Below are 20,205 nucleotides of genomic sequence, written 5' to 3'. Positions count from 1 at the left end.
GGCTCCCGGAATCAGTTGGTGATCCCCAAGATTACCCCCGTGCCGCGACAGCTTCCATCGCTGTTTTCACATCTTCCACCAAGGTTTCCGCCATAGAGCGAAACACCATGATCTGAAATGATGCAGGCCCAAGACGCGTGATCGATGCCATCATGTGGCGCAGGTCGCACCGTGCCGTATGCCCCCGTTTGAACACAGAAGGACGCAAATCCACCGGACACAAACGGGCCAGTGCGTCCTCGGCCCCCGCACCGCTCAGCTGAACAACGGCCCAACCATCGCTTTGGTCGACCAGCGCCGCGTGATCTGAGAGCGCGCGATCAGGGGCAGCGCCTGACAGCAGCGCCATGTCCCGCCCAAACCACAGCAACCGAACCCCCGCCTTTGCGGTGCTGCGGTTGGGTTTGGGCCAGCGCAGACCGTAGCGCGTCTCCAACGCCGCCGACAACGCATCCCGGCACCCCTCGTAAGGAGACAGCGTGGTCATCACCGTTGGCGCGACCTCGCTCAGGGTCAGCGCGCCAACTGTCAGCGGCAGCAGATCCGCACAGGGTGTCTTTGCACTCAGCTCAACCACGGGCTCTCTCCCCCTCCGGATCAAAGAACACCGGCTCCACGATGTCACAGATCACATCCAACCCAGCCGTGTGATCCACCATACGGATCGGATCCCCAATCCGGTCAGGCCCCGATTTTATCAATGCCAACCCGATCATATGCCCCAGAGTGGGCGAATGCCCGACCGAGGTCACATAGCCCTGATCGTTCTTTCGCTCCACGCTGTCGTCGGGGTCAAACAGATGCGCGCCTGCGCTCAGCCGCTCTCCCGGATCAGTTGGCCTGATCCCGACAAGTCGCATGCGGTCGCGCGTAACGAGCCCCTCTCGCCCTGCCATGACCTGTCCCACGCAAGGCGCATCGGGGTTCATCATTTCCTCCAGCCCCAGATCATGCAACGACGCGGTCCCATTGATCTCAGCGTGGGTGAGAAACCCCTTTTCAAGGCGCAGCACATTCAGGGCCTCCAATCCGTAAGGACCGCCGCCCATGGCCTTTGCTCTCTCCAGCAGCAGCCGGAACAGGCTCTCTCCGTAGCGCGAGGGCACTGCCAGCTCATAGGCTTCCTCTCCCGAAAAAGAGATCCGAAACAGCCGCGCCATGACATCCCCCAGCTGCAGTTGCCCGCAGGACATAAAGGGCCAGTCAGACGGCACAAACCCGGCGCCGGCCAGATCCTGCAACAGCGCGCGCGCCTTGGGGCCTGCGATGGAAAACTGCGCCCATTGTTCGGTCACAGAACTGATGCGGACATTCCACTGCGGCTGCAGCACCTGCGTGACAAATTCCAGATGCGCCATCACCTGACCGGCTGCCGCAGTGGTGGTGGTCATCACATAGTGGTTCTCTCCCAGGCAGGCCGTTGTGCCGTCATCCATCACAAACCCGTCTTCCCGCAGCATCAGCCCATATCGGACGCGACCGGGTGCGAGTTTGGAAAAACGGTTCACATAGACATACTCCAGCAGCCGCGCAGCATCTGGCCCCTGAATGTCGATCTTGCCAAGGGTCGACACATCCGCAATCCCGACCGCACTGCGGACATATCCCACTTCGCGGTCACAGGATTGTCGCCAACTGGTCTCGCCCGGTTTGGGAAAATAGCTGGCACGATACCACAGCCCGACCTCCATCATGGTCGCGCCGCGTTCTTCCGCCACCTGATGCGAGCTCAGCATCCGGCGCGGCGCAAACCCCATGCCCGTTGCCCCGGCCCCCATCGCCCCAAGAGCAACCGGCACAAAAGGCGGACGAAAGGTGGTGGTGCCGGTTTCAGCAATCGACCGGTCCGTGGCCTCTGCCAGCACCGCCAGCGCCACCACGTTTGAGCTTTTGCCCTGATCCGTTGCCATGCCTTGCGTCGTGTAGCGCTTCATATGTTCAACAGAGCGAAAGTTCTCTGTGGCCGACTGGCAGATATCCTTGACCGTCACGTCATTTTGGAAATCGACCCAGGCCCGGCCGCGCCCTGGCACCGACCAAAGCGGTTGAATGCGGTAGCTGTCTGCCTCGGCCTTTGGAACATCCGCAGCTCCCGCTGACTTGCCCAAAGCCTTTAGCGCTCGCAGCGCCGCGTCGGCACCATCCTGCAACGCCTGACCGGTGCTGAACCTGCCCCGGCAGGCGCCTGCCGGATCCAGCCCCGGCACTGCGTCAGGCTCCGGAATGAAACAGGCCAGATCCCGTCTCCAGCGGGGACGCGCGTTCAGATGGCAGGTCAGATGCAGCGTCGGGTTCCAGCCACCAGACATGGCCAGACAATCGGTCTGCAGCTTCTCTTCCCCTCCGACAGAGCGCAGGGTGATGCTCTCCAACCTGCGTCGACCCGAGGCATTGCAGACTGTTGCGCCCCGGATCACCCGGAACAGATCACTTTGCGGCGCATCATGGCGGCTGTCGATCACGGCGGCAACATGGACGCCCGCCGCCACCAGATCACGCGCGGTGCGATGGGCGTGGTCGTTGTTGGCAAAAACACTGACCCGTTCGCCGGGTGCAACGCCCCAGCGATTGAGATAGCTGCGTACGGCCCCGGCCATCATGATCCCCGGCCGGTCGTTGTTGGCAAAGGCAATCGGGCTTTCCAGCGCGCCGGTGGCAAGGATCGCGCGTTTGGCCACCAAGCGCCAGAAACACGCCCGCCCTGCTCTGCCTGATGACTGCGGCACCATCTCCAGGGCAGCATAGGTGCCCTGGTCATATACGCCAGTTACGGTGGTCTGCGCCATGCGCCGGACATTGTCGCAACTGTCCAGTTCAGCAACTGTCGCATCGATCCATGCCTGCGCCGGGGCGTCCGCGATGGTGTCACGCTCGCTTTGCAACCGTCCCCCCGGTGTCACATCTTCGTCGCACAGGATCACGTCAAGCCCAGCACGCGCAGCAGTCAGTGCCGCCATCAATCCGGCAGGCCCCGCCCCGACCACCAAGAGGTCACAGAAACCAAAGGCCTTTTCATAAGCGGCATCATCCGGTGCCCCCGACAAGGCACCAAGCCCCGCCGCCCTTCGGATCAGGGGTTCATAGAACCGCTCCCAGAATTCGGCCGGCCACATGAAGGTCTTGTAATAAAACCCGGCCCCCAGAAACGGAGCCGCCAGATCGTTGAGCGCCATCACATCAAAACCAACCGACGGCCAGCAGTTCTGGCTGCGGGCTGACAGCCCCTCAAACAGGGGCAAGGTGGTTGCGCGGACATTCGGCTCTTGCTGCGCCCCCTCCCCCAGAGTGACAAGCGCATTGGGCTCTTCGCTGCCTGCTGTCAGAATGCCGCGAGGGCGGTGGTATTTGAACGATCGCCCGACAAGGTGAATGCCGTTGGCCAGAAGGGCCGCGGCAAGCGGTTCACCGTCCCGCCCACGAAGAGCCTGCCCATTGAATGTAAATCCGACCTCGCGCGCCTCGCCCGATTGGCCCCACCCGGAAATCCGCATCACGCCGAACCTCCATCTGCATCTTCTGGCTTGGCCAGCGCACTGGCGAGCATCACATGGCTCACGGTATTGCGGCGCACGCGGATCCAGCTGCCACAGCCCTGCTGGTGGTGCCACCATTCCTCTAGAGGTCCGGCAGGGTTTTGGCGCAGGTGGACATGGCTATGCCAGGCCTCGGCGCCGCCATCCGCCGCAGGCGCATCCAGCGCGGCCCCACGATATGTGAACTCCCGGCGATCGCGCTCGCCACACAAGGGACAGGTGATCCTCATCTCCGCCGCCCTTTCACCTTTCCAGAAATACTCATTTCACACCGCAGGCCAGCCACCTTGGCCAGCAGTCGGCCCGTGTCATCAGTGCAGATTATGCTGCGCACCCGTCGCCTCCTCATCCATGAGGCCACGGCCTGTTTCAAACCGGTCCAGACGGAACCCGGCCGCAGCATCATGCGGCCTGCCCGTTGCGATCAGATGCGCGTAGCACTGGCCAGAGGCAGGCGTCGCCTTGAAGCCGCCGTAGCACCACCCTGCGTTCAGATAGAGCCCCTCGATGGGCGTGCGGTCGATGATGGGTGACCCATCCGGCGTCATGTCCATGATGCCCCCCCAGCTGCGCAGCAGCTTGGCCTTGCCGATTGCAGGCATCATGGCCACGCAGGCCTCCATCGTGTGTTCCACCATCGGCAGGTTGCCCCGCGCGGCATAGGACGCATAGAGATCGAGATAGCTGCCAAAAACCAGCCCCCCCTTGTCGGACTGGCTGATGTAGAGATGCCCCTCGGCAAAGGTGATCACGTGGTCAATGATCGGCTTCAGCCCCTCGGTTACGAAGGCCTGCAAAACGTGGCTTTCGATCGGCAGGGTCAACCCCGCCAAGGCAGCCACCTGACTGGACCGGCCGGCAGCGGCCATTGCGACGGTTTTGGCGCGAATGGTTCCGCGCCCTGTTTCCACGCCCGTGACGCGCCCACCCTCTGTGCGGATGCCCGTCACCTCGCAATTCTGGATCAGGTCCACGCCGCGCTGGTCGGCCGCCCGCGCAAACCCCCAGGCCACCGCATCATGGCGCGCGGTGCCGGCCCGTCGTTGCAGCAATGCCCCCTGGATCGGAAAGCGATTGCCGTCATAATTGAGCTGGGGAACCATGTCGCGCAGCTGGGCGCGGGTCAGGATTTCGGCGTCATCCCCCTGATTGATGATCGCATTGGCCCGACGCACCGCCGCATCGCGCTGCGCGTCATTGTGAAAGACATTCAGGATACCGCGCTGAGACATCATCGCGTTGTAGTTCAGATCCTGTTCCAGCCCCTCCCAGAGTTTCAGGGAATGGGAATAGAACTCTGAGTTGCCGGGCAGATAGTAGTTGGCCCGCACAATGGTGGTGTTGCGCCCGACATTGCCGCCCCCAAGATAGCCACGCTCCAACACCGCTATGTTGGTCATGCCGTGGTCTTTGGCGAGATAATACGCCGTTGCCAGCCCGTGGCCTCCGCCGCCAATAATCACGGCGTCGTACTCTGCCTTGGGGTCCGGATCGCGCCAGTGTGGCCCCCACCCCCTGTTGCCGCTCAAGCCCTCGCGCAGAACGCGCCATCCTGAAAATCGCATGACCACCCCCAGTGCGTCCGTGCCTGCCGGACAGATCGTTCCATTCAGTCTGACCGCAATGCGCCACGCTTTCCAGTCCCAAGAGCGCAGCGGAGCAGATTGCGCCTGCGAATTCCTCCGCCTAACGGACACATATGTCTAGTACTATGCGCAGGGCGGCGTCGCCAAGCAAGCCAAAGGACCACATGACGAGAGGAAAACAAAAAAGGAAGCCAGGTTTCCCCGCCTCCCCTTCGATCTCTTGTCGCTTTGCCCGCGTGAAACCGCGCGGGCAGCCTGTCGATCAGAGCCCCTTGGCGCGGTAGCTCTTGGCCACCTTGTCAATCGACACCAGATAGGCCGCTGTGCGCAGATCTGTGACATCATCGCGGCTGTGCCAGACTTCGCGCATGGACTGATAGGCCGTGCGCATGGTGTCATCGAGACCAGAGCGCACCAGTTCCAGTTCATCCGCACCACGCAGGTAGCGTTCCTTGAACTTCGGATCCAGCGTCCAGGTCTTGCCAAGGCTTTCGGACAGCGCTTCCAGTTCGTCCACGACAAGCTGATGGCGTGCCTCTTCCTGACGGCGCTGCATCCGGCCAAAGCGGATATGCGAGAGGTTCTTGACCCACTCAAAGTAAGACACGGTCACACCACCGGCGTTGGCGTACATGTCAGGAATGATCACACAGCCTTTTTCGCGCAGGATTTCATCTGCACCTGCGGTCACTGGGCCATTTGCAGCCTCAATGATCAGACGGGCCTTGATGTTTGCCGCATTGGAGAGGTTGATCACCCCTTCAAGCGCCGCAGGGATCAGGATGTCGCAGTCTTCTTCCAGCAGCACCGCGCCATTTTCGACGTAGCGCGCGTTTGGATAGCCCGTGACACCGCCGTGGTTTGCGATCCACTGATGTACGGCCTCGATGTCGAGCCCGTTTTCATCAATCAGCCCCCCGTCCCGTTCAATCACGGCGGTGATCTTGGCACCGTCCTCGGACATCAGGAATTTGGCCGCGTGATAGCCCACGTTGCCAAGCCCCTGCACAATGACCCGCTTGCCATCCAGCTTCCCTTCAAGATTGGCAGCCGCCACATCCTCGGGGTTGCGGAAGAACTCGCGCAGCGCATATTGCACGCCCCGGCCCGTTGCTTCGACGCGGCCAGCAATGCCGCCGGCATTCAGCGGTTTGCCCGTCACACAGGCACGCGCGTTGATATCAGTGGTGTTCATGCGGGCGTATTGGTCCGCGATCCACGCCATCTCCCGTTCGCCGGTCCCCATATCAGGGGCCGGAACGTTCTGAGAGGGGTTGATCAGGTCACGCTTGGCCAGCTCATAGGCAAAGCGGCGGGTGATCAGTTCCAGCTCGTGCTCTTCGTATTGGCGGGGATCAATGCACAAGCCCCCCTTGGAGCCCCCGAACGGCGCCTCAACCAGCGCACATTTATAGGTCATCAGCGCCGCCAGCGCCTCCACCTCGTCCTGGTTCACCCCCATCGCGTAGCGGATGCCCCCCTTGACCGGCTCCATATGCTCCGAGTGAACCGAGCGATAACCGGTGAATGTCTGAATGCCCCCGCGCAAGCGCACACCAAACCGCACGGTGTAAGTTGCGTTACAAACCCGGATCTTTTCCTCCAGCCCCGGCGGCAGGTCCATCAGGGCCACCGCCCGGTTGAACATCAGGTCAACACTCTGGCGAAAACTGGGTTCTGTTGCACTGCTCATAAACTCTACTCCGTGCTTCTGCATCGACTCAGGATAGTGTGAGGACACTATGACCACAGGATTAAGAAGGTGCGACCTTTTTGACCATTCCCAAACGAAAAGAATCAAATTTAGGCAAATTCATCTCCTGCACGATTCACCGAGTCGCCCGCCACCCGCCCGCTGTTGACAAATACGGAACAACAGCCCGGGCACATCCTGAATTGCCCCTGCAGATAGATACAATCCTCAATATTTCAACGGTATCGCGCCCCAATTCCGCCATGTTCATCAAGCATTAAGAAGTGTGAAATTCCGTTATCAGAAGGCGCCGCACCGGGGGGTCCGGCGACTGGGGGTTCAGGAAAATGAGTGCGTGTTTTGACAAGATGGCCGTCGCCTCGCGACGGGCTGCCCTGAAGGCTTCGACCCGGATTCGAGAGTTCCGGCGCGACGAGTCTGGCGTGCTTCTCAAACCCATGATTGCGTTTCTTCTGTCGATGGTCGCGGTGGGTGGCATCGGCATTGATCTGATGCGCATGGAACGGGACCGCACGATCCTGCAATACACGCTTGACCGCGCCGTTCTTGCCGCTGCCGACCTCGACCAGCCGCTGCCGCCGGATGTCGTGGTGCAGGACTATCTGAACAAGGCCAACCTCAGCGAATATTACCAGCCGCCAATTGCCGAGACAGGCATCGGCTACAAACGTGTCGAGAGCACGATCGACACCACCTTTGAAACCCAGTGGCTCGACTTCTCTGGCGGGCAGGACATGCCGCTTTATGCCAACTCCCGTGCAGAAGAGAGCATCGACGGGCTGGAGATCTCGCTTGTGCTGGATGTTTCGGGCTCGATGAACTCCAACAGCCGCCTCTACAACCTCAAGAACGCGGCGCGGGATTTCATTGATACGATGGTGGCCAACACCGCCGACAACAAAATGTCGGTGTCGATTGTTCCTTACGCCACCCAGGTCAGCCTGCCCAAGGACATGCTGGATCAGTACAATGTGACGGATGAGCACGAGTATTCGAACTGCGTGAACTTCACCGGCACCCATTTTACATCGACCGGCCTGTCCACGACCGCGAGCCTCAATCGCACCATGCATTTCACCCCGTGGTGGAGCGGTGACGCGCGCCCCTCCAACGGCCTGATCCAATACCCGGTGTGCGATGAACGCGCCCACCGCGAAGTCATGCCGTTTCAAAAGGATGCAAACCGGCTGAAAGACTTCATCCAGAATCTTCAGGCCTGGGGAAACACCTCGATTGACGTGGGTATGAAATGGGGCACCGTCCTGCTTGACCCATCTGCCCAGCCGGTGATCAGCGCTCTGACCTCCAGCAGCGTCAATGTTCCGGGTGTATTCGCCGACCGACCCGCCGCGTACAATGATACGGAAACGGTCAAGGTGATTGTTCTGATGACCGATGGCCAGAACACATCCCAGTATTATGTCGAAAGCGACCATCGCGGCGGCAATGCGCCCGTGTTCTACAATTCCGCCGCCTCAAGCAACAAGGCGCGGTATTCGACATACAACCCGGGCAACCAGCGGTACTACTGGGACAATATGAACCGTTGGGAAGACCACGCCTATGGCCAGGGCGAATATCGCGAATGCGGCTACTACAACTGCTGGTGGCAGGACGAACAGGGCACCCCTGCGACCGTCACCCAGCTGACCCATGCCGAACTGTTTGCCCGCACGTCACTGCGCTATGTCTATCAGCGGCTGTTTGCCGACTGGATGGGCAACAGTGCAGCAAAAAATTCCTGGTATTACGGTGTGTATGACAGCTGGGGAACCAGCACCAAAAACGCCCGCACAAAGGCGATCTGCGATGCCGCAAAGGCGCGCGGCATCGTGGTCTACACGATCGGCTTTGAAGCCCCATCCGGCGGTGTCTCGGTCCTCAAGGACTGCGCGAGCTCTGACGCGCACTACTTCGATGTGCAGGGACTGGAAATCAGCGACGCCTTTGCCTCGATCGCGACGTCGATCCGCCAGCTGAGGCTGACCCAATGATTGCGCGCTATCTCTCCTCTTGTGCCACTCGCGCTTTGACCGGGTTGCGCCGGTTTCGCCAGCGCGAGGATGGAACAGCCACGATCGAATTTGCAATCGTCATCCCGGCCTTTCTGTTCCTGTTGATGAATACGGTTGAGCTGGGATTGATCACCATTCAGCAGTCCATGCTGGAGCGGGCGCTGGATCAAACCGTGCGCGATCTGCGTCTGGGAACGGGGGCTGCGCAGCAGCACAACGAGATCCGTGACGCCGTGTGCCAGCGCTCTCCCTTCATCCGCAATTGCGAAACCTCGCTGCGGCTGGAAATGGTGCAGGTGGATCCTTTTGCCTGGACACCAATCAACCCAGAGCCCGACTGCATCAACCGCATCGAAGACGTCCAGCCAGTGCGCGCCTTCATCAATGGCGATTCCAACGACCTGATGTTCATCCGCGCCTGCCTCTCCTTCAAACCAGCGTTCCCGCATTGGGGACTGGCAGACGACATGGATACGGATGTGGACGGCCGGATCCGCCTGTATGCGACCTCTGCCTTTGTTCAGGAGCCTCGGTAAACCATGCTGACGTCTCTACGCACCCTGTTTCGCCGCTATCGTCGTGACACTGACGGCTCTGTTTCGGTAGAGTTCGCCTTCTACATGCCCCTTCTGCTGGGCGTGTTTGCCGCGATCTACACCTATTTCGATGCCTTCCGTCAGGAGAGCGCAAACCTCAAGGCCGCCTACACCATTTCCGACCTCATCTCGCGAGAGACGGTGACGCTGAACGAAACCTACATCGACAGCATGCACGAACTCGCCCAGCTGCTGATCCGGGTCGACTCCTCAATCTCGCTGCGCATCTCGGTGATCCGCTGGGACGAAGATGACAACCGCTACTATGTGGACTGGTCCAAGGTCCGGGGCGGTCAGTTTGTCGAATGGCAGGACGCCACTATCCAGACCGTGAAGGACAACCTGCCTTCCATGCCCGACCAAGAGCGTGTCATTCTGGTTGAAACACGCAACGACATCGAACCGGCCTTTCGGGTTGGCCTGCCAAATATGGATATTCAGAACTTCGTGTTCACCCGACCCCGCTTTGCCCCACAGGTGAAGTTTGAAGGTCAGGACGGCTCCGGCGGCAGCCATGATGACAGCACACCGTCAACGGACTGATCTTGACCGATCCGCAACACCAAAGGCGCCCCGATCATCGGCGGCGCCTTTTCTTGTGTCCAACTGACAGTCAGGTATCAGCCCCGCGACGGGCCCTGACCACGCTGCGCAATCATGATCGACAGGATCTCGGCCATCGATTTGCTTTGTGATCCAGGGGTAACGCCGCCAATGCCGATCCGCTGCCCCAGGCGCCACCAAAGCCCCGGATGCCAGCTACGCGATGCGGGCACGTTGGTTCGGATCAAGAAGCCATTGGACGGCTTGAAGGCAAAGACCCCGCGATCCACAGCGACCACATCCTCGGTTCGGGCAATCAGCTCACCGTTGGAACACCGCAGCTCGCTTGCCGTCAGCTCGATCCGCATGGCCGTCGCCTGCCACAGGCGCATCGCAAGCCACAGGGAAAAGACGCCAACAGCCAACAGAAACACCAACCAATGCAGCGCAGGTGGCGTGGCAAGGGCCACATAGACAAGAATCGCCCCGATAATCAGCAACATCCCGACGGCCAGAACGCGTCGTGGCTGCGATGCCTCTACGGTTGCCAGGATTTCCTCACTCATGCTGCGCCCTTCCTCTGCCCGACCTGTCCCATCCTTGGGTGGCCTTGCGCCGATGTAGCGCGAAAGCGGCCTCTGGCCTAGCCCCCAGTTGCCGCAGCCGGGTCAGGCATCACCCAGCAACAGCCGCAACATGGCGAGCATCCCGCACTGCGGTTTGGCCCGTGTGTTTGACCTGTGTGTTCAACCTGTGCAGCCATGCACACACCCCGTGAGGCACTGCATCTTTGCCACCAAATCCGCACGCTCTATCTAAAAGGCAGACACCATCATCGGAGAGCGATCATGTCCATCCGCCCTATTCTAGAGCAACGCCCCGCCAGCCCGACCATGGAGGGCGCAGGCGTGAAACTGCACCGCGCATTCGGGTTTCACGACCCGAGCGAGCTGGACCCCTTCCTGCTGTTTGATGATTTCCGCAACGAACGCCCCGAGGATTTTGAGGCAGGTTTTCCCTGGCACCCTCATCGCGGGATCGAAACCATCACCTATGTTCTGGAAGGCACCGTCGCCCATGGCGACAGCCTCGGCAACGTCGGCACGCTGGGGGCTGGGGATGTCCAGTGGATGACGGCTGGCTCCGGCATTCTGCACCAGGAGATGCCAAAGGGGAACGCCAAGGGGCAGATGCACGGCTTCCAGCTGTGGGGCAACCTGCCCGCCAGTCAAAAGATGACCGCGCCGCGCTATCAGGATGTTCAGTCCAAAGACATTCCAGAAGTGATCGATGACGATGGAACCCGCGTCCGGGTCATTGTCGGCGATTTCTGGGGCAAACGCGGCCCCGTCGACGGGATTGCAGCCGATCCGCAATATCTGGATGTGTCGGTCCCACCAGGTGTCAAAAAGACATTCCTCATCGACACATACCGACGCGCCTTTGCCTATGTGTTTGCAGGTCAAGGCGCCTTTGTCGACGCGGCACCGCCACAGGGCATCCTGCTGGAAAAGGAAGTCGCGGGCGAAGAACTACATATTCGCGACATGTCGGGAGACCGCACTCTCATCCGCTTTGGAACAGGCGATGAGATCACCGTTCAAGCAGGTCCGGAAGGCGTGCGTTTTCTGCTGATATCAGGTGCGCCAATCGAAGAACCCGTGGCGTGGCATGGCCCGATTGTGATGAACACCCGCGAAGAGCTCAATCAGGCGTTTCGCGATCTGCGCAACGGCACGTTCATCAAACCGCAGCACTAACCACCAAAACCGCGCAGTCCGCATTCGTCGGGCTGCGCCCGCCCACTGGTCCAGCTATAGCGGATTTCTCCCCCGGCTCCGTCGCTGTCGCGCTGAAATCCCGCTTTCTCCAGCACACGAGCCGAGGCATGGTTGTCCGGCTCAACGCCGCCACACACTTTCACGGGTGGGCCGACGGCAAGATGGCGTTGCAGGGCCGAAATCAGCTCTGATGCAAGCCCCGCGCCCCAGGCAGATTTTGCAAAAAGATAGCCCAGGTGGCAGGTGTTTTGCCCAGTGTCCGCCACAGCCACCGCATGCGACAGGATCAAGAGCCCGACACAGGGCCTCCGAGGCAGATCACGCCGCGCAAGCGCGACCACTTCCGCCTCTCGCGACAGTCCTGCAAGACGTGAGCGGCGCTCTGCATCGTCCTGCGCTGCGTGAAAAACCGGTGGCAGGTGACAAACAACCTCCGGATCAAACAGGGCCGCCAACTCCACGACAGAACAGTCCTGCCAGGGCTGTGCGGTCAGGCGGGGGCTTTGCAGATCCAGCAGGCTCACACCTGCATCGATTTCTTCACCATGTCCCAATAAATCCCCTCGACCTCTTCCAGCGACAGGCGGCCACCGCTGCGATACCAGGTCATCACACCGTTGAGCATCGCAATCACCGCAAGCGTCGCGATCTTGGGATCCGGCACATGCAGAACGCCGAGCCGCACGCCCTCCTTCAGGATGGCCTGAAGCGCGTTTTCATATTCCCGCCGAAGGGATTCGATGGCCGTGAAATTGTCCTCCGAGAGGTTGCGCAATTCCATGTAGGCGATGAAAACCGCGTCCGGCCGTTCCAGGTGAAAGCGGATGTGAAAGCGGGTGAAGGCCTCAAGCCGGGCCAGCACCTTTGCCTCTGGATCGCTGGCCTCTGCCGTATAAGCCGCCTCCTGCTCATGCCAGGCTGCCAGCAGTTCGGTCATGTGGCCTTCCATCAGGCTGAACAGCAGGCTTTGCTTGTCGGGCGTGTAATTATAAAGCGCACCAGCCTGCACGCCGACCGCAGACGCGATCTGGCGCATGGAAACGGCCGCATAGCCATGCTGAGCAAACAGGCGCAGTGCCTCTGTCCGGATGCGCGGACCGGTGATATCAGAATGTGAACCTTGCGTACGTGCCATAGCCTCAGCCTAACTGAACAAATGTTCATATAAAAGACCCAGCTGCGCGTTTTCGCCAAGCTTGTGCCATGCTGCCAATATGTGCATCAAGGACGCAGCCAACAAGGACGGTTTTTATGCAGCCCACACATCAGTTCCGCCGATTGATTGCCACTGTGCCCCTATCCTGCGCCGTGATCGGGTTGGCTGTGGCAACGGCCTGTGTGCGGGTGCCCGAGTTGGAAGACCGCCTGACCCCCGACCTGCGCGGCACCGCCTACCCGGATCTGATCCCGCTGGAAAGTGCACTGGCAACCTCCCCCGCCCCGGCCAAGGAAAGTCAGGCAATCGAGCAGTCACTGGAAGCCCGCGCAGCGAGGCTTCAGGCGCGCGCCGACGCACTGCGCAACGCCCAACCCTGACGTTTGCATCTGAAAAGCGCCGTTTTCTGCGCTGTTTCTGCCCCCCAAAGCCACCTCTCCCGGTTTTGTCCTCCTCCGGCCTCCGCTGGCGTTGCACCCCTGCGCCGAACCCGCTAAGGCGGTGAGGTATTTTTTGGGAATAAGGGATCTCCAGCTATGACAGAGCCGCTTCGCCTTGGTATTGCAGGTTTGGGCACGGTTGGCACCGGCGTGATCAAGATCATCCGCCGCCAGGCAGCCCTGCTGGAGGCCCGCACCGGCCGCACGGTCCAGATCTCAGCAGTCTCTGCACGTGACGCGAGCAAAGACCGTGGCGTGCCCCTGGGCGATTATGCTTGGGAAACCGATCCGGTCGCGCTTGCAACCCGCGATGATGTCGATGTCTTCGTCGAGCTGATGGGCGGCCATGAAGGCGCCGCCAAAGACGCCACCGAGGCCGCGCTGGCCGCGGGCAAAGATGTTGTTACAGCCAACAAGGCACTGCTCGCCATTCACGGTCAGGCCCTCGCCGAGCAGGCAGAGGCCGCAGGGCGCGTGATCCGGTTCGAAGCTGCTGTTGCCGGGGGTATTCCTGTCATCAAATCCCTGACCGAAGGGCTCGCAGGCAACGACGTGACCCGCGTGATGGGCGTGATGAACGGCACCTGCAACTACATCCTGACCCAGATGGAAGCGACCGGTCAGGGCTATAACGCCCTGTTTGAGGAATGCGACCGGCTCGGCTATCTGGAAGCGGACCCGAACCTTGATGTCGGTGGCATTGATGCCGGTCACAAGCTTGCGCTGCTCGCCTCTATCGCGTTTGGCACCAAACCCGCCTTTGACAATGTTCAGCTCGAAGGCATCCAGCGCATCAGCCTTGATGACATCCGCCACGCCGCAGACATGGGTTACCGGATCAAACTCCTTGGTGTTGCACAGCGCACCGCGCGCGGCCTGGAACAGCGCATGTCGCCCTGTCTGGTGCCTGCGAACTCGCCGCTTGGCCAGCTTGAAGGTGGCACCAACATGGTCGTCATCGAAGGTGACGCGGTTGAGCAGATCGTGCTGCGCGGTCCAGGCGCGGGTGAAGGCCCCACTGCAAGCGCTGTCATGGGCGATATCTGCGACATTGCCCGGGGGTTCCGCATTGCGACCTTTGGCCAGCCTGCCACCTCGCTGGAAGAGGCCGCACCGGCCCAAACCAGCCTGCCCGCCCCGCATTACCTGCGCATGTCCCTTCAGGACAAACCCGGCGCCCTTGCCAAGGTCGCAGCCGCGCTTGGCAATGCCGGTGTGTCCATCGACCGGATGCGCCAATACGGCCATTCCGAGCCGACCGCACCGGTGCTGATCGTGACCCATAAATGCACCTCGCAGATTCTGCAGACGGCGCTTGAAGATCTGGCAAAGACCGGTGTGGTAGAGGGCGAACCTGTCGCCCTGCGCATCGAAGAACTGTAAACCGCCGACCACCACAGGTGGCGGCACAGCCGCAACAGACCACGGTCAGGGGCCGCCCGATGCCCCTGTTACCGCCATCAGGCCTTGCCCGCGCGCCAAAATGCAGGGTATGCGGCCTCACCGACCCGCGATTGAGATAGGACATTGGCTATGACTTCTGACACCAACGACGCCGCATTTAACGACCGCATGCTGTCGCTTGGCCTGGCCCGCGTGGCCGAACAGGCCGCATTGGCATCTGCACCGTTGATCGGGCGCGGCGACGAAAAGGCGGCAGACCAGGCCGCTGTGAACGCCATGCGCGAACAGCTGAACCTGCTCGACATCGCGGGTGTTGTTGTGATCGGCGAAGGCGAACGCGACGAAGCGCCGATGCTGTTCATCGGCGAAGAGGTCGGCACCGGCAATGGCCCCGGCGTGGATATCGCGCTTGACCCGCTGGAAGGCACCACGCTGACCGCAAAAGACATGCCGAATGCACTGACCGTGATCGCGATGGGGCCGCGTGGCTCCATGCTGCACGCACCCGACACCTATATGGACAAGCTGGCGGTTGGCCCGGGCTACCCCGAAGGCGTCGTCTCTCTGGACATGTCCCCGCGTGAACGTGTGGAAGCACTGGCAAAAGCCAAGGGCTGTGCCACCTCTGACATCACCGTTTGCATTCTGGAACGCCCCCGCCACGAAGCGATGATCGCCGAAGTTCGCGAGACCGGCGCCTCCATCCGCCTCATCACCGATGGTGACGTTGCGGGCGTGATGCATTGTGCCGAAAGCGAAATCACTGGCATCGACATGTACATGGGCCAGGGTGGCGCGCCCGAAGGCGTGCTGGCTGCTGCGGCGTTGAAATGCATGGGTGGTCAGATCTTTGGCCGCCTGCTGTTCCGCAACGACGACGAAAAAGGCCGCGCTGCCAAGGCAGGCATCACCGATCTGGACCGCGTCTACTCTCGCGACGAGATGGTCACGCAGGACGTGATCTTTGCCGCAACCGGCGTGACCGGCGGTTCGCTGCTGCCCTCGATCAAGCGCACGCCGGGCTGGGTGGAAACCACCACGCTGCTGATGCGCTCCAAAACCGGCTCGGTGCGTCGCATGAGCTATCGCACGCCTCTCAGCTCTCACCAGTGATCGGACCGCGGCGCTTGCAGCCGCCCCCGAACATTCGGTATCTGAACATCAAAGGCCGGGTCCATGCGACTCCGGCCTTTGCTTCATGACAGCCCCAACTGACGGAGGCAGGACGAGTGAGCTTTCTGGGTGTTGAGACCTCATTGACCGGACGCCGATGGATCGGCCCCGATCTGGATACCGCCCGCGCGGCAGAGATGATGGAACAGCAGATCGGCCTGCCTCCAGCCGTATGTCAGGTGCTGGCCCGGCGCGGCGTCCCCGCGCATGAGGCACAGGGGTTTCTGACACCGCAGCTCAAGGAGCTGCTGCCAGATCCGCGCCGCATGAAAGACATGGAGATCGCCGCCGCCCGCTTTCTGCAAGCGGTGGAGAAACGCCAGCGCATTGCGGTCTTTGCGGATTACGATGTGGATGGAGGCTCTTCTGCAGCGCTGCTTCTGGTTTGGCTTCAACAGGCAGGACTGGGGGCCACTCTCTATGTGCCGGACCGGATCGACGAGGGCTATGGCCCCAATGACGAGGCGATGGCAGCGCTTGCCCGCGACCACGATCTGATCGTCTGTGTGGACTGCGGCACCCTTTCGCACGGGCCTATCGCGGCCGCCAAGGGGGCCGATGTGATCGTGCTGGATCACCACCTTGGCGGTGAGACCCTGCCCGATTGCGTTGCCGTGGTGAACCCCAACCGGCAGGACGAAGATGGCGATCTGGGGTATTTCTGCGCCGCCGGCGTGGTGTTCCTGATGCTGGTCGAAGTGCGCCGGCAGATGCGCGACAAGGGGCTGGGCACCGGCCCTGATCTGATGGCGCTTCTGGATCTGGTCGCCCTCGCAACCGTCGCCGATGTTGCGCCGCTGGTTGACGCAAATCGCGCGTTGGTTCGACAGGGGCTGAAGGTCATGGCCGCGCGCCAGCGCCCGGGTCTCGTGGCCCTGGCTGATGTATCGCGCATGGATTCGGCACCATCGACCTACCATCTGGGGTTTCTGCTTGGGCCGCGCGTCAATGCCGGTGGTCGCATCGGCAAGGCCGACCTTGGCGCCCGGCTCCTTGCCACGACAAACCCCGCCGAAGCCGAAGCGATTGCTGCCCGTCTTGACGAACTCAACACCGAGCGGCGCGAAATTGAGAATGCCGTGCGAGCCGCGGCTCTGGAGCAGGCCGAAGCGCGCGGATTTGATGCCCCCCTGGTCTGGGCCGCAGGAGAAGGCTGGCACCCCGGCGTGGTCGGCATTGTCGCCTCTCGCCTGAAAGAGGCCACAGGCCGCCCTGCGGTGGTCATTGGTCTGGATGGCAACGAAGGCAAGGGATCCGGGCGCTCGGTCAGCGGCATTGACCTTGGCGCCTCCATCCAGCGGGTTGCGGCAGAAGGCCTGTTTGTCAAAGGCGGGGGCCACAAGATGGCTGCCGGGTTGACCGTGTCCCGTGACAAACTGGAACCGGCAATGGAGCGGTTGGCCGAGCTGCTCGCAAAGCAGGGCGCAGGAGATCTTGGTCCTGCGGATCTGAAGCTGGACGGAATGCTGATGCCCGGTGCGGCCACAGTGCCGCTGATTGAACAGATCGACCAGGCAGGCCCGTTTGGCGCGGGGGCCCCCGCCCCGCGCTACGGCTTTCCTGATTTGCAGGTCCGATTTGCCAAGCGGATTGGCGAAAGCCATCTGAAACTGTCCCTGAGCGACGGGCTGAGCAGCGGCATCGACGCGATCTGTTTTGGCGCGTTTGACACCGCTCTGGGGCCGAGACTGCTTGATCACGGTGGCGCCCGCTTTCATTTTGCAGGGCGGCTGGAGATCAACACCTGGGGCGGCCGCCAGTCCGTTCAACTGCGCCTGGAAGATGCCGCAGAAGCCTAAGAGCAATCCGAGGCTCCGGCCCCACCGGGACCTCGTAACCCCATGAAAAAAGACATCTTTCAGCGCCTCCCAAAATAAATTCGCATCAACTGCATTTTTCTCTTGCGGGTTTCGGCGCTAGCCACTAAATACCCGCTCACACCAAGTGGCCCGTTCGTCTATCGGTTAGGACGCCAGGTTTTCAACCTGGAAAGAGGGGTTCGATTCCCCTACGGGCTGCCACTTTTCTTCCTTCAAATCGTTAGCCTCGCGCATCCTTTGATGAACCGCTTTTTGCCGTTCACGACCCTCATTTCCGAGGTTCAAGGCAGGCAGGCAACCGTTCGCAGAACGCCTTGGGCTTGGTGCATTCACAGACCATGATCCCCCGCACGCAGGCCAGAACTTATCCACAGGCCTGCCCCTGACGCATGCCATTTTCCCGCTTTGGATCAATGATTTGCGCGATTTTGGAATTTCTCTCAAAAAATCGCATTTTCCTGCAAAATGCCTCTTGCGCCCGGCCAGCGGACTAAGTAAACACCCCCTCACAGACAGCGTGGCCCGTTCGTCTATCGGTTAGGACGCCAGGTTTTCAACCTGGAAAGAGGGGTTCGATTCCCCTACGGGCTGCCACTTCTGTTTCTCCCCAAAATCAAATACCGCAGCGACACTACGCTGATTGCGTCTGCGCGCGACAGTTCCATCCGTCCCAGACCACCCTGCCCTGCCGCGGCCCAGCAAAAGCACGAAAAAAGGGGCCATTGGCCCCCTTCGTGTCGTTCCACTGCTGTCTTCCCCGCGGGCCTGGGCCACGGACGAAAGTGCAGCCCTCAGGAGGCCTCTGCCCCCTCCATGCCCGGCTGATAGAAGAAATGGCGCGCACGGCCTGCGTTCTTGGCGGCGTAGAGCGCAACATCCGCCTGATGCAGCAACAGGGCACCATCCTCAACCGCAGCAAAGGCCGAAGACAGCGCCGTTCCGGCACTGGCAGAGATATTGCAGGAGCGATCCCCAAAGGGAATCGGCTCTTCGATACTGCTGATCAGGCGACGGGCGATGCCAGACAGTTGGATACGATCCACAAGACCTTCGAAAATCAGCACAAACTCATCGCCACCAACACGGGCGACCGTATCGTTCTGCCGGGTGCATTGCACCATCAGCTTCGCGACATGCTGCAACACCGTGTCACCGGCAGCATGGCCCAGGGTATCGTTGACCTCCTTGAAGAAGTCGAGATCCACATGCATCAGGGCAAAATCCCGCCCCGAGGCAATCAGGCGATTGAGAATGTGATCCATCGCCCGGCGGTTCTTCAACCCGGTGAGCGTGTCGGTAAAGGCCTGTTCCTCTGCCGCGATCTTGGCCCCCTGCAGACGCAGGTTCAGCTGGCGAGATGCCTCCATCGCGGCTGATTTCGCCTCAACCAGGTAAAGCATCTCGATCGTCAGATCGGTTGGCGAGAAATCGGCGCTGGTCAGGTCATAGTCGCGCACGGCCTCCAGAACAGAGATGCCAAACGACATGTTGATAAAGGCCCCCTGACCGCTTGGCAGCGGCGCCAGAACGCCCTTCAACCCGGTCTGCGGCGCCTCGCGAAAATTGAGGTGCAGCTTGGAGCCTGCGGTTTTGATCAGGTCAGCCGTCGATTGCACCCAACGCGGACGAGACAGATCAAAAATATCAAAGAAGGAACTGCCGACCCATTCCGTTTCCGGGCGCAGCTTCTTGAGCGTGGGACCGGCTGCAAGGATTTTGCCCTCGGCATCGATAACCACATGCATCGGGCAGATCTGATCGCTGATGCCCAGGAAATCAAGGATGTCGATCTTCATAGCGAATGCGCTCCCAGATCAAAGGCGCGGCCTTCGGAAAACTCTGTTTCCACAAGGGTAATCGCGATCACCTCTGCCCCGTCATGCGTGCCAGAGTGATCGAGGAAAACCAGATCGCCGTAATCATCCGCCATCGCCCGCAGCACCCCCATCAGGACGTTGGCATAGCCTGGCAGACCGGGCTGACAGTGCAATTCAAACTGGCCTGGCGCCTGCTCGATCAGCTCCAACCCCGGCAGGTTCAGATCCGCAACGGCAAGGCGCGCGCGGTCTGGCAGATCATCAAGCGAGTGCAGAAATTCGACGTAGTTCACCCCACCAAACCGCAACAGCCGCCGCAGCGCTTCGACCTGGGGGTTGGAGACGAGGAAGGTTCCCATGTCCTCCAGCATTTCTGGCAGCGGACGATTCAGCACCTCTTCGGCAGACCGCAGCATGATCATGGATTGCTCATCCGTATAGGTCAGCATGGCTTCGAACTCGCTAAAGCCGAGCTCTGCCCTATCCATGATCGTCAGCCAGCTTTCCACGCCGAAGGTGGTGCTGACAAACCCCTGGAATGCCCTATTGATCAGACCGTGCATTGCTGGCCCCTTGTTGCGTCTCGTTACTCTTGACCCAAGCTGGTTAAGAAAGGGCCAACATTTA

The 20,205-nt window shown here is 60.9% G+C and carries 18 protein-coding genes and 2 tRNA genes; 10 read left to right on the top strand and 10 right to left on the bottom strand.

All coding sequences use genetic code 11. The features are described 5' to 3' along the window. Window positions 1-31: 31 nt before the first annotated feature. The 5 genes from KUV39_RS17270 to KUV39_RS17250 all read right to left on the bottom strand — a co-directional run bounded on the left by KUV39_RS17270 (window position 32) and on the right by KUV39_RS17250 (window position 6,812). A complete protein-coding gene (locus KUV39_RS17270; RefSeq protein WP_222460466.1) occupies window positions 32-577 on the bottom strand; it encodes a sarcosine oxidase subunit gamma in 546 nt (181 codons plus the stop codon). Next, complete coding sequence (locus KUV39_RS17265) at window positions 570-3,491, bottom strand: sarcosine oxidase subunit alpha family protein (RefSeq protein ID WP_222460479.1); 2,922 nt, start codon at window positions 3,489-3,491, stop codon at window positions 570-572. The genes KUV39_RS17270 and KUV39_RS17265 overlap by 8 nt, the downstream gene beginning before the upstream one ends. After that, window positions 3,491-3,763 carry a sarcosine oxidase subunit delta gene (locus KUV39_RS17260; protein WP_222460465.1) on the bottom strand — a complete coding sequence of 91 codons (273 nt, stop codon included), beginning with the start codon at window positions 3,761-3,763 and terminating at the stop codon, window positions 3,491-3,493. Before KUV39_RS17260 ends, KUV39_RS17265 begins: the two co-directional genes overlap by 1 nt. Before the next feature lie 81 nt (window positions 3,764-3,844). Then, window positions 3,845-5,098, bottom strand: coding sequence for a sarcosine oxidase subunit beta family protein (locus tag KUV39_RS17255; RefSeq protein WP_046212046.1), 1,254 nt, complete (start codon window positions 5,096-5,098; stop codon window positions 3,845-3,847). 283 nt (window positions 5,099-5,381) lie between these two features. Continuing rightward, window positions 5,382-6,812, bottom strand: coding sequence for a Glu/Leu/Phe/Val family dehydrogenase (locus tag KUV39_RS17250; protein WP_008559753.1), 1,431 nt, complete (start codon window positions 6,810-6,812; stop codon window positions 5,382-5,384). Between the two features lie 347 nt (window positions 6,813-7,159). Here KUV39_RS17250 and KUV39_RS17245 point away from each other — a divergent pair, with 347 nt between their 5' ends. The 3 genes from KUV39_RS17245 to KUV39_RS17235 are packed head-to-tail and all read left to right on the top strand — an operon-like array spanning window position 7,160 to window position 9,987. Then, window positions 7,160-8,827: a Tad domain-containing protein gene (locus KUV39_RS17245; protein WP_222460464.1), complete on the top strand. Its 1,668-nt coding sequence runs from the start codon at window positions 7,160-7,162 to the stop codon at window positions 8,825-8,827. Next, window positions 8,824-9,384 (top strand): TadE/TadG family type IV pilus assembly protein, encoded by a 561-nt coding sequence (locus tag KUV39_RS17240; RefSeq protein WP_008563280.1) that lies wholly within the window; start codon window positions 8,824-8,826, stop codon window positions 9,382-9,384. Before KUV39_RS17245 ends, KUV39_RS17240 begins: the two co-directional genes overlap by 4 nt. 3 nt (window positions 9,385-9,387) lie before the next feature. Next, entirely contained in the window at window positions 9,388-9,987 is a 600-nt protein-coding gene (locus tag KUV39_RS17235) for a TadE/TadG family type IV pilus assembly protein (RefSeq protein WP_046212048.1), read from the top strand. A 77-nt stretch (window positions 9,988-10,064) separates the two neighbouring features. Here KUV39_RS17235 and KUV39_RS17230 read toward each other — a convergent pair whose 3' ends face one another. Continuing rightward, window positions 10,065-10,553, bottom strand: a complete 489-nt coding sequence (locus KUV39_RS17230) for a hypothetical protein (RefSeq protein WP_222460463.1) — start codon at window positions 10,551-10,553, stop codon at window positions 10,065-10,067. Between the two features lie 282 nt (window positions 10,554-10,835). Here KUV39_RS17230 and KUV39_RS17225 point away from each other — a divergent pair, with 282 nt between their 5' ends. Further along, window positions 10,836-11,747, top strand: a complete 912-nt coding sequence (locus KUV39_RS17225) for a pirin family protein (RefSeq protein WP_222460462.1) — start codon at window positions 10,836-10,838, stop codon at window positions 11,745-11,747. Here the strand turns inward: KUV39_RS17225 and KUV39_RS17220 are convergent. Further along, window positions 11,744-12,322, bottom strand: a complete 579-nt coding sequence (locus tag KUV39_RS17220; protein WP_244998436.1) for a GNAT family N-acetyltransferase — start codon at window positions 12,320-12,322, stop codon at window positions 11,744-11,746. The two genes, KUV39_RS17225 and KUV39_RS17220, sit on opposite strands and share 4 nt — an antisense overlap. Beyond that, on the bottom strand, window positions 12,289-12,903 hold the full coding sequence (locus KUV39_RS17215) for a TetR/AcrR family transcriptional regulator (protein ID WP_046212052.1): 615 nt from the start codon (window positions 12,901-12,903) through the stop codon (window positions 12,289-12,291). The genes KUV39_RS17220 and KUV39_RS17215 overlap by 34 nt, the downstream gene beginning before the upstream one ends. A gap of 116 nt (window positions 12,904-13,019) precedes the next feature. Here KUV39_RS17215 and KUV39_RS17210 point away from each other — a divergent pair, with 116 nt between their 5' ends. The 6 genes from KUV39_RS17210 to KUV39_RS17185 all read left to right on the top strand — a co-directional run bounded on the left by KUV39_RS17210 (window position 13,020) and on the right by KUV39_RS17185 (window position 18,355). Further along, a complete protein-coding gene (locus KUV39_RS17210) occupies window positions 13,020-13,304 on the top strand; it encodes a hypothetical protein (RefSeq protein WP_168577974.1) in 285 nt (94 codons plus the stop codon). 156 nt (window positions 13,305-13,460) lie between these two features. After that, window positions 13,461-14,747, top strand: a complete 1,287-nt coding sequence (locus KUV39_RS17205) for a homoserine dehydrogenase (RefSeq protein WP_222460461.1) — start codon at window positions 13,461-13,463, stop codon at window positions 14,745-14,747. A 150-nt stretch (window positions 14,748-14,897) separates the two neighbouring features. Then, window positions 14,898-15,881: a class II fructose-bisphosphatase gene (glpX, locus tag KUV39_RS17200; RefSeq protein ID WP_222460460.1), complete on the top strand. Its 984-nt coding sequence runs from the start codon at window positions 14,898-14,900 to the stop codon at window positions 15,879-15,881. A gap of 116 nt (window positions 15,882-15,997) precedes the next feature. Beyond that, window positions 15,998-17,740 (top strand): single-stranded-DNA-specific exonuclease RecJ, encoded by a 1,743-nt coding sequence (gene recJ / locus KUV39_RS17195; RefSeq protein ID WP_222460459.1) that lies wholly within the window; start codon window positions 15,998-16,000, stop codon window positions 17,738-17,740. A gap of 147 nt (window positions 17,741-17,887) precedes the next feature. After that, window positions 17,888-17,962: transfer RNA gene (locus tag KUV39_RS17190), tRNA-Glu, on the top strand. Window positions 17,963-18,280: 318 nt separating this feature from the next. Then, a tRNA-Glu gene (locus tag KUV39_RS17185) sits at window positions 18,281-18,355 on the top strand. 197 nt (window positions 18,356-18,552) lie between these two features. Here the strand turns inward: KUV39_RS17185 and KUV39_RS17180 are convergent. Next, entirely contained in the window at window positions 18,553-19,557 is a 1,005-nt protein-coding gene (locus KUV39_RS17180) for a diguanylate cyclase domain-containing protein (RefSeq protein WP_008562640.1), read from the bottom strand. Then, a complete protein-coding gene (locus KUV39_RS17175; RefSeq protein WP_008559683.1) occupies window positions 19,554-20,141 on the bottom strand; it encodes a heme NO-binding domain-containing protein in 588 nt (195 codons plus the stop codon). The genes KUV39_RS17180 and KUV39_RS17175 overlap by 4 nt, the downstream gene beginning before the upstream one ends. Between the last annotated feature and the right edge of the window lie 64 nt (window positions 20,142-20,205).

It is taken from the genome of Phaeobacter italicus (assembly GCF_019801785.1).
GTDB lineage: Bacteria > Pseudomonadota > Alphaproteobacteria > Rhodobacterales > Rhodobacteraceae > Phaeobacter > Phaeobacter italicus.
The sequence above is the reverse complement of the archived record's forward strand: the minus strand, read 5'-3'. Positions and strand labels throughout refer to the sequence as shown.

Bases quoted from the DNA above. Each gene is read 5' to 3' on its own strand.
- KUV39_RS17250 (WP_008559753.1), bottom strand. From the start codon at position 6,812: ATGAGCAGTGCAACAGAACCCAGTTTTCGCCAGAGTGTTGACCTGATG.
- KUV39_RS17240 (WP_008563280.1), top strand. From the start codon at position 8,824: ATGATTGCGCGCTATCTCTCCTCTTGTGCCACTCGCGCTTTGACCGGG.
- KUV39_RS17265 (WP_222460479.1), bottom strand. From the start codon at position 3,491: ATGCGGATTTCCGGGTGGGGCCAATCGGGCGAGGCGCGCGAGGTCGGA.
- KUV39_RS17245 (WP_222460464.1), top strand. From the start codon at position 7,160: ATGAGTGCGTGTTTTGACAAGATGGCCGTCGCCTCGCGACGGGCTGCC.
- KUV39_RS17180 (WP_008562640.1), bottom strand. From the start codon at position 19,557: ATGAAGATCGACATCCTTGATTTCCTGGGCATCAGCGATCAGATCTGC.
- KUV39_RS17255 (WP_046212046.1), bottom strand. From the start codon at position 5,098: ATGCGATTTTCAGGATGGCGCGTTCTGCGCGAGGGCTTGAGCGGCAAC.
- KUV39_RS17210 (WP_168577974.1), top strand. From the start codon at position 13,020: ATGCAGCCCACACATCAGTTCCGCCGATTGATTGCCACTGTGCCCCTA.
- KUV39_RS17225 (WP_222460462.1), top strand. From the start codon at position 10,836: ATGTCCATCCGCCCTATTCTAGAGCAACGCCCCGCCAGCCCGACCATG.
- KUV39_RS17175 (WP_008559683.1), bottom strand. From the start codon at position 20,141: ATGCACGGTCTGATCAATAGGGCATTCCAGGGGTTTGTCAGCACCACC.
- KUV39_RS17205 (WP_222460461.1), top strand. From the start codon at position 13,461: ATGACAGAGCCGCTTCGCCTTGGTATTGCAGGTTTGGGCACGGTTGGC.
- KUV39_RS17230 (WP_222460463.1), bottom strand. From the start codon at position 10,553: ATGAGTGAGGAAATCCTGGCAACCGTAGAGGCATCGCAGCCACGACGC.
- KUV39_RS17235 (WP_046212048.1), top strand. From the start codon at position 9,388: ATGCTGACGTCTCTACGCACCCTGTTTCGCCGCTATCGTCGTGACACT.
- glpX (WP_222460460.1), top strand. From the start codon at position 14,898: ATGACTTCTGACACCAACGACGCCGCATTTAACGACCGCATGCTGTCG.
- KUV39_RS17215 (WP_046212052.1), bottom strand. From the start codon at position 12,903: ATGGCACGTACGCAAGGTTCACATTCTGATATCACCGGTCCGCGCATC.
- KUV39_RS17260 (WP_222460465.1), bottom strand. From the start codon at position 3,763: ATGAGGATCACCTGTCCCTTGTGTGGCGAGCGCGATCGCCGGGAGTTC.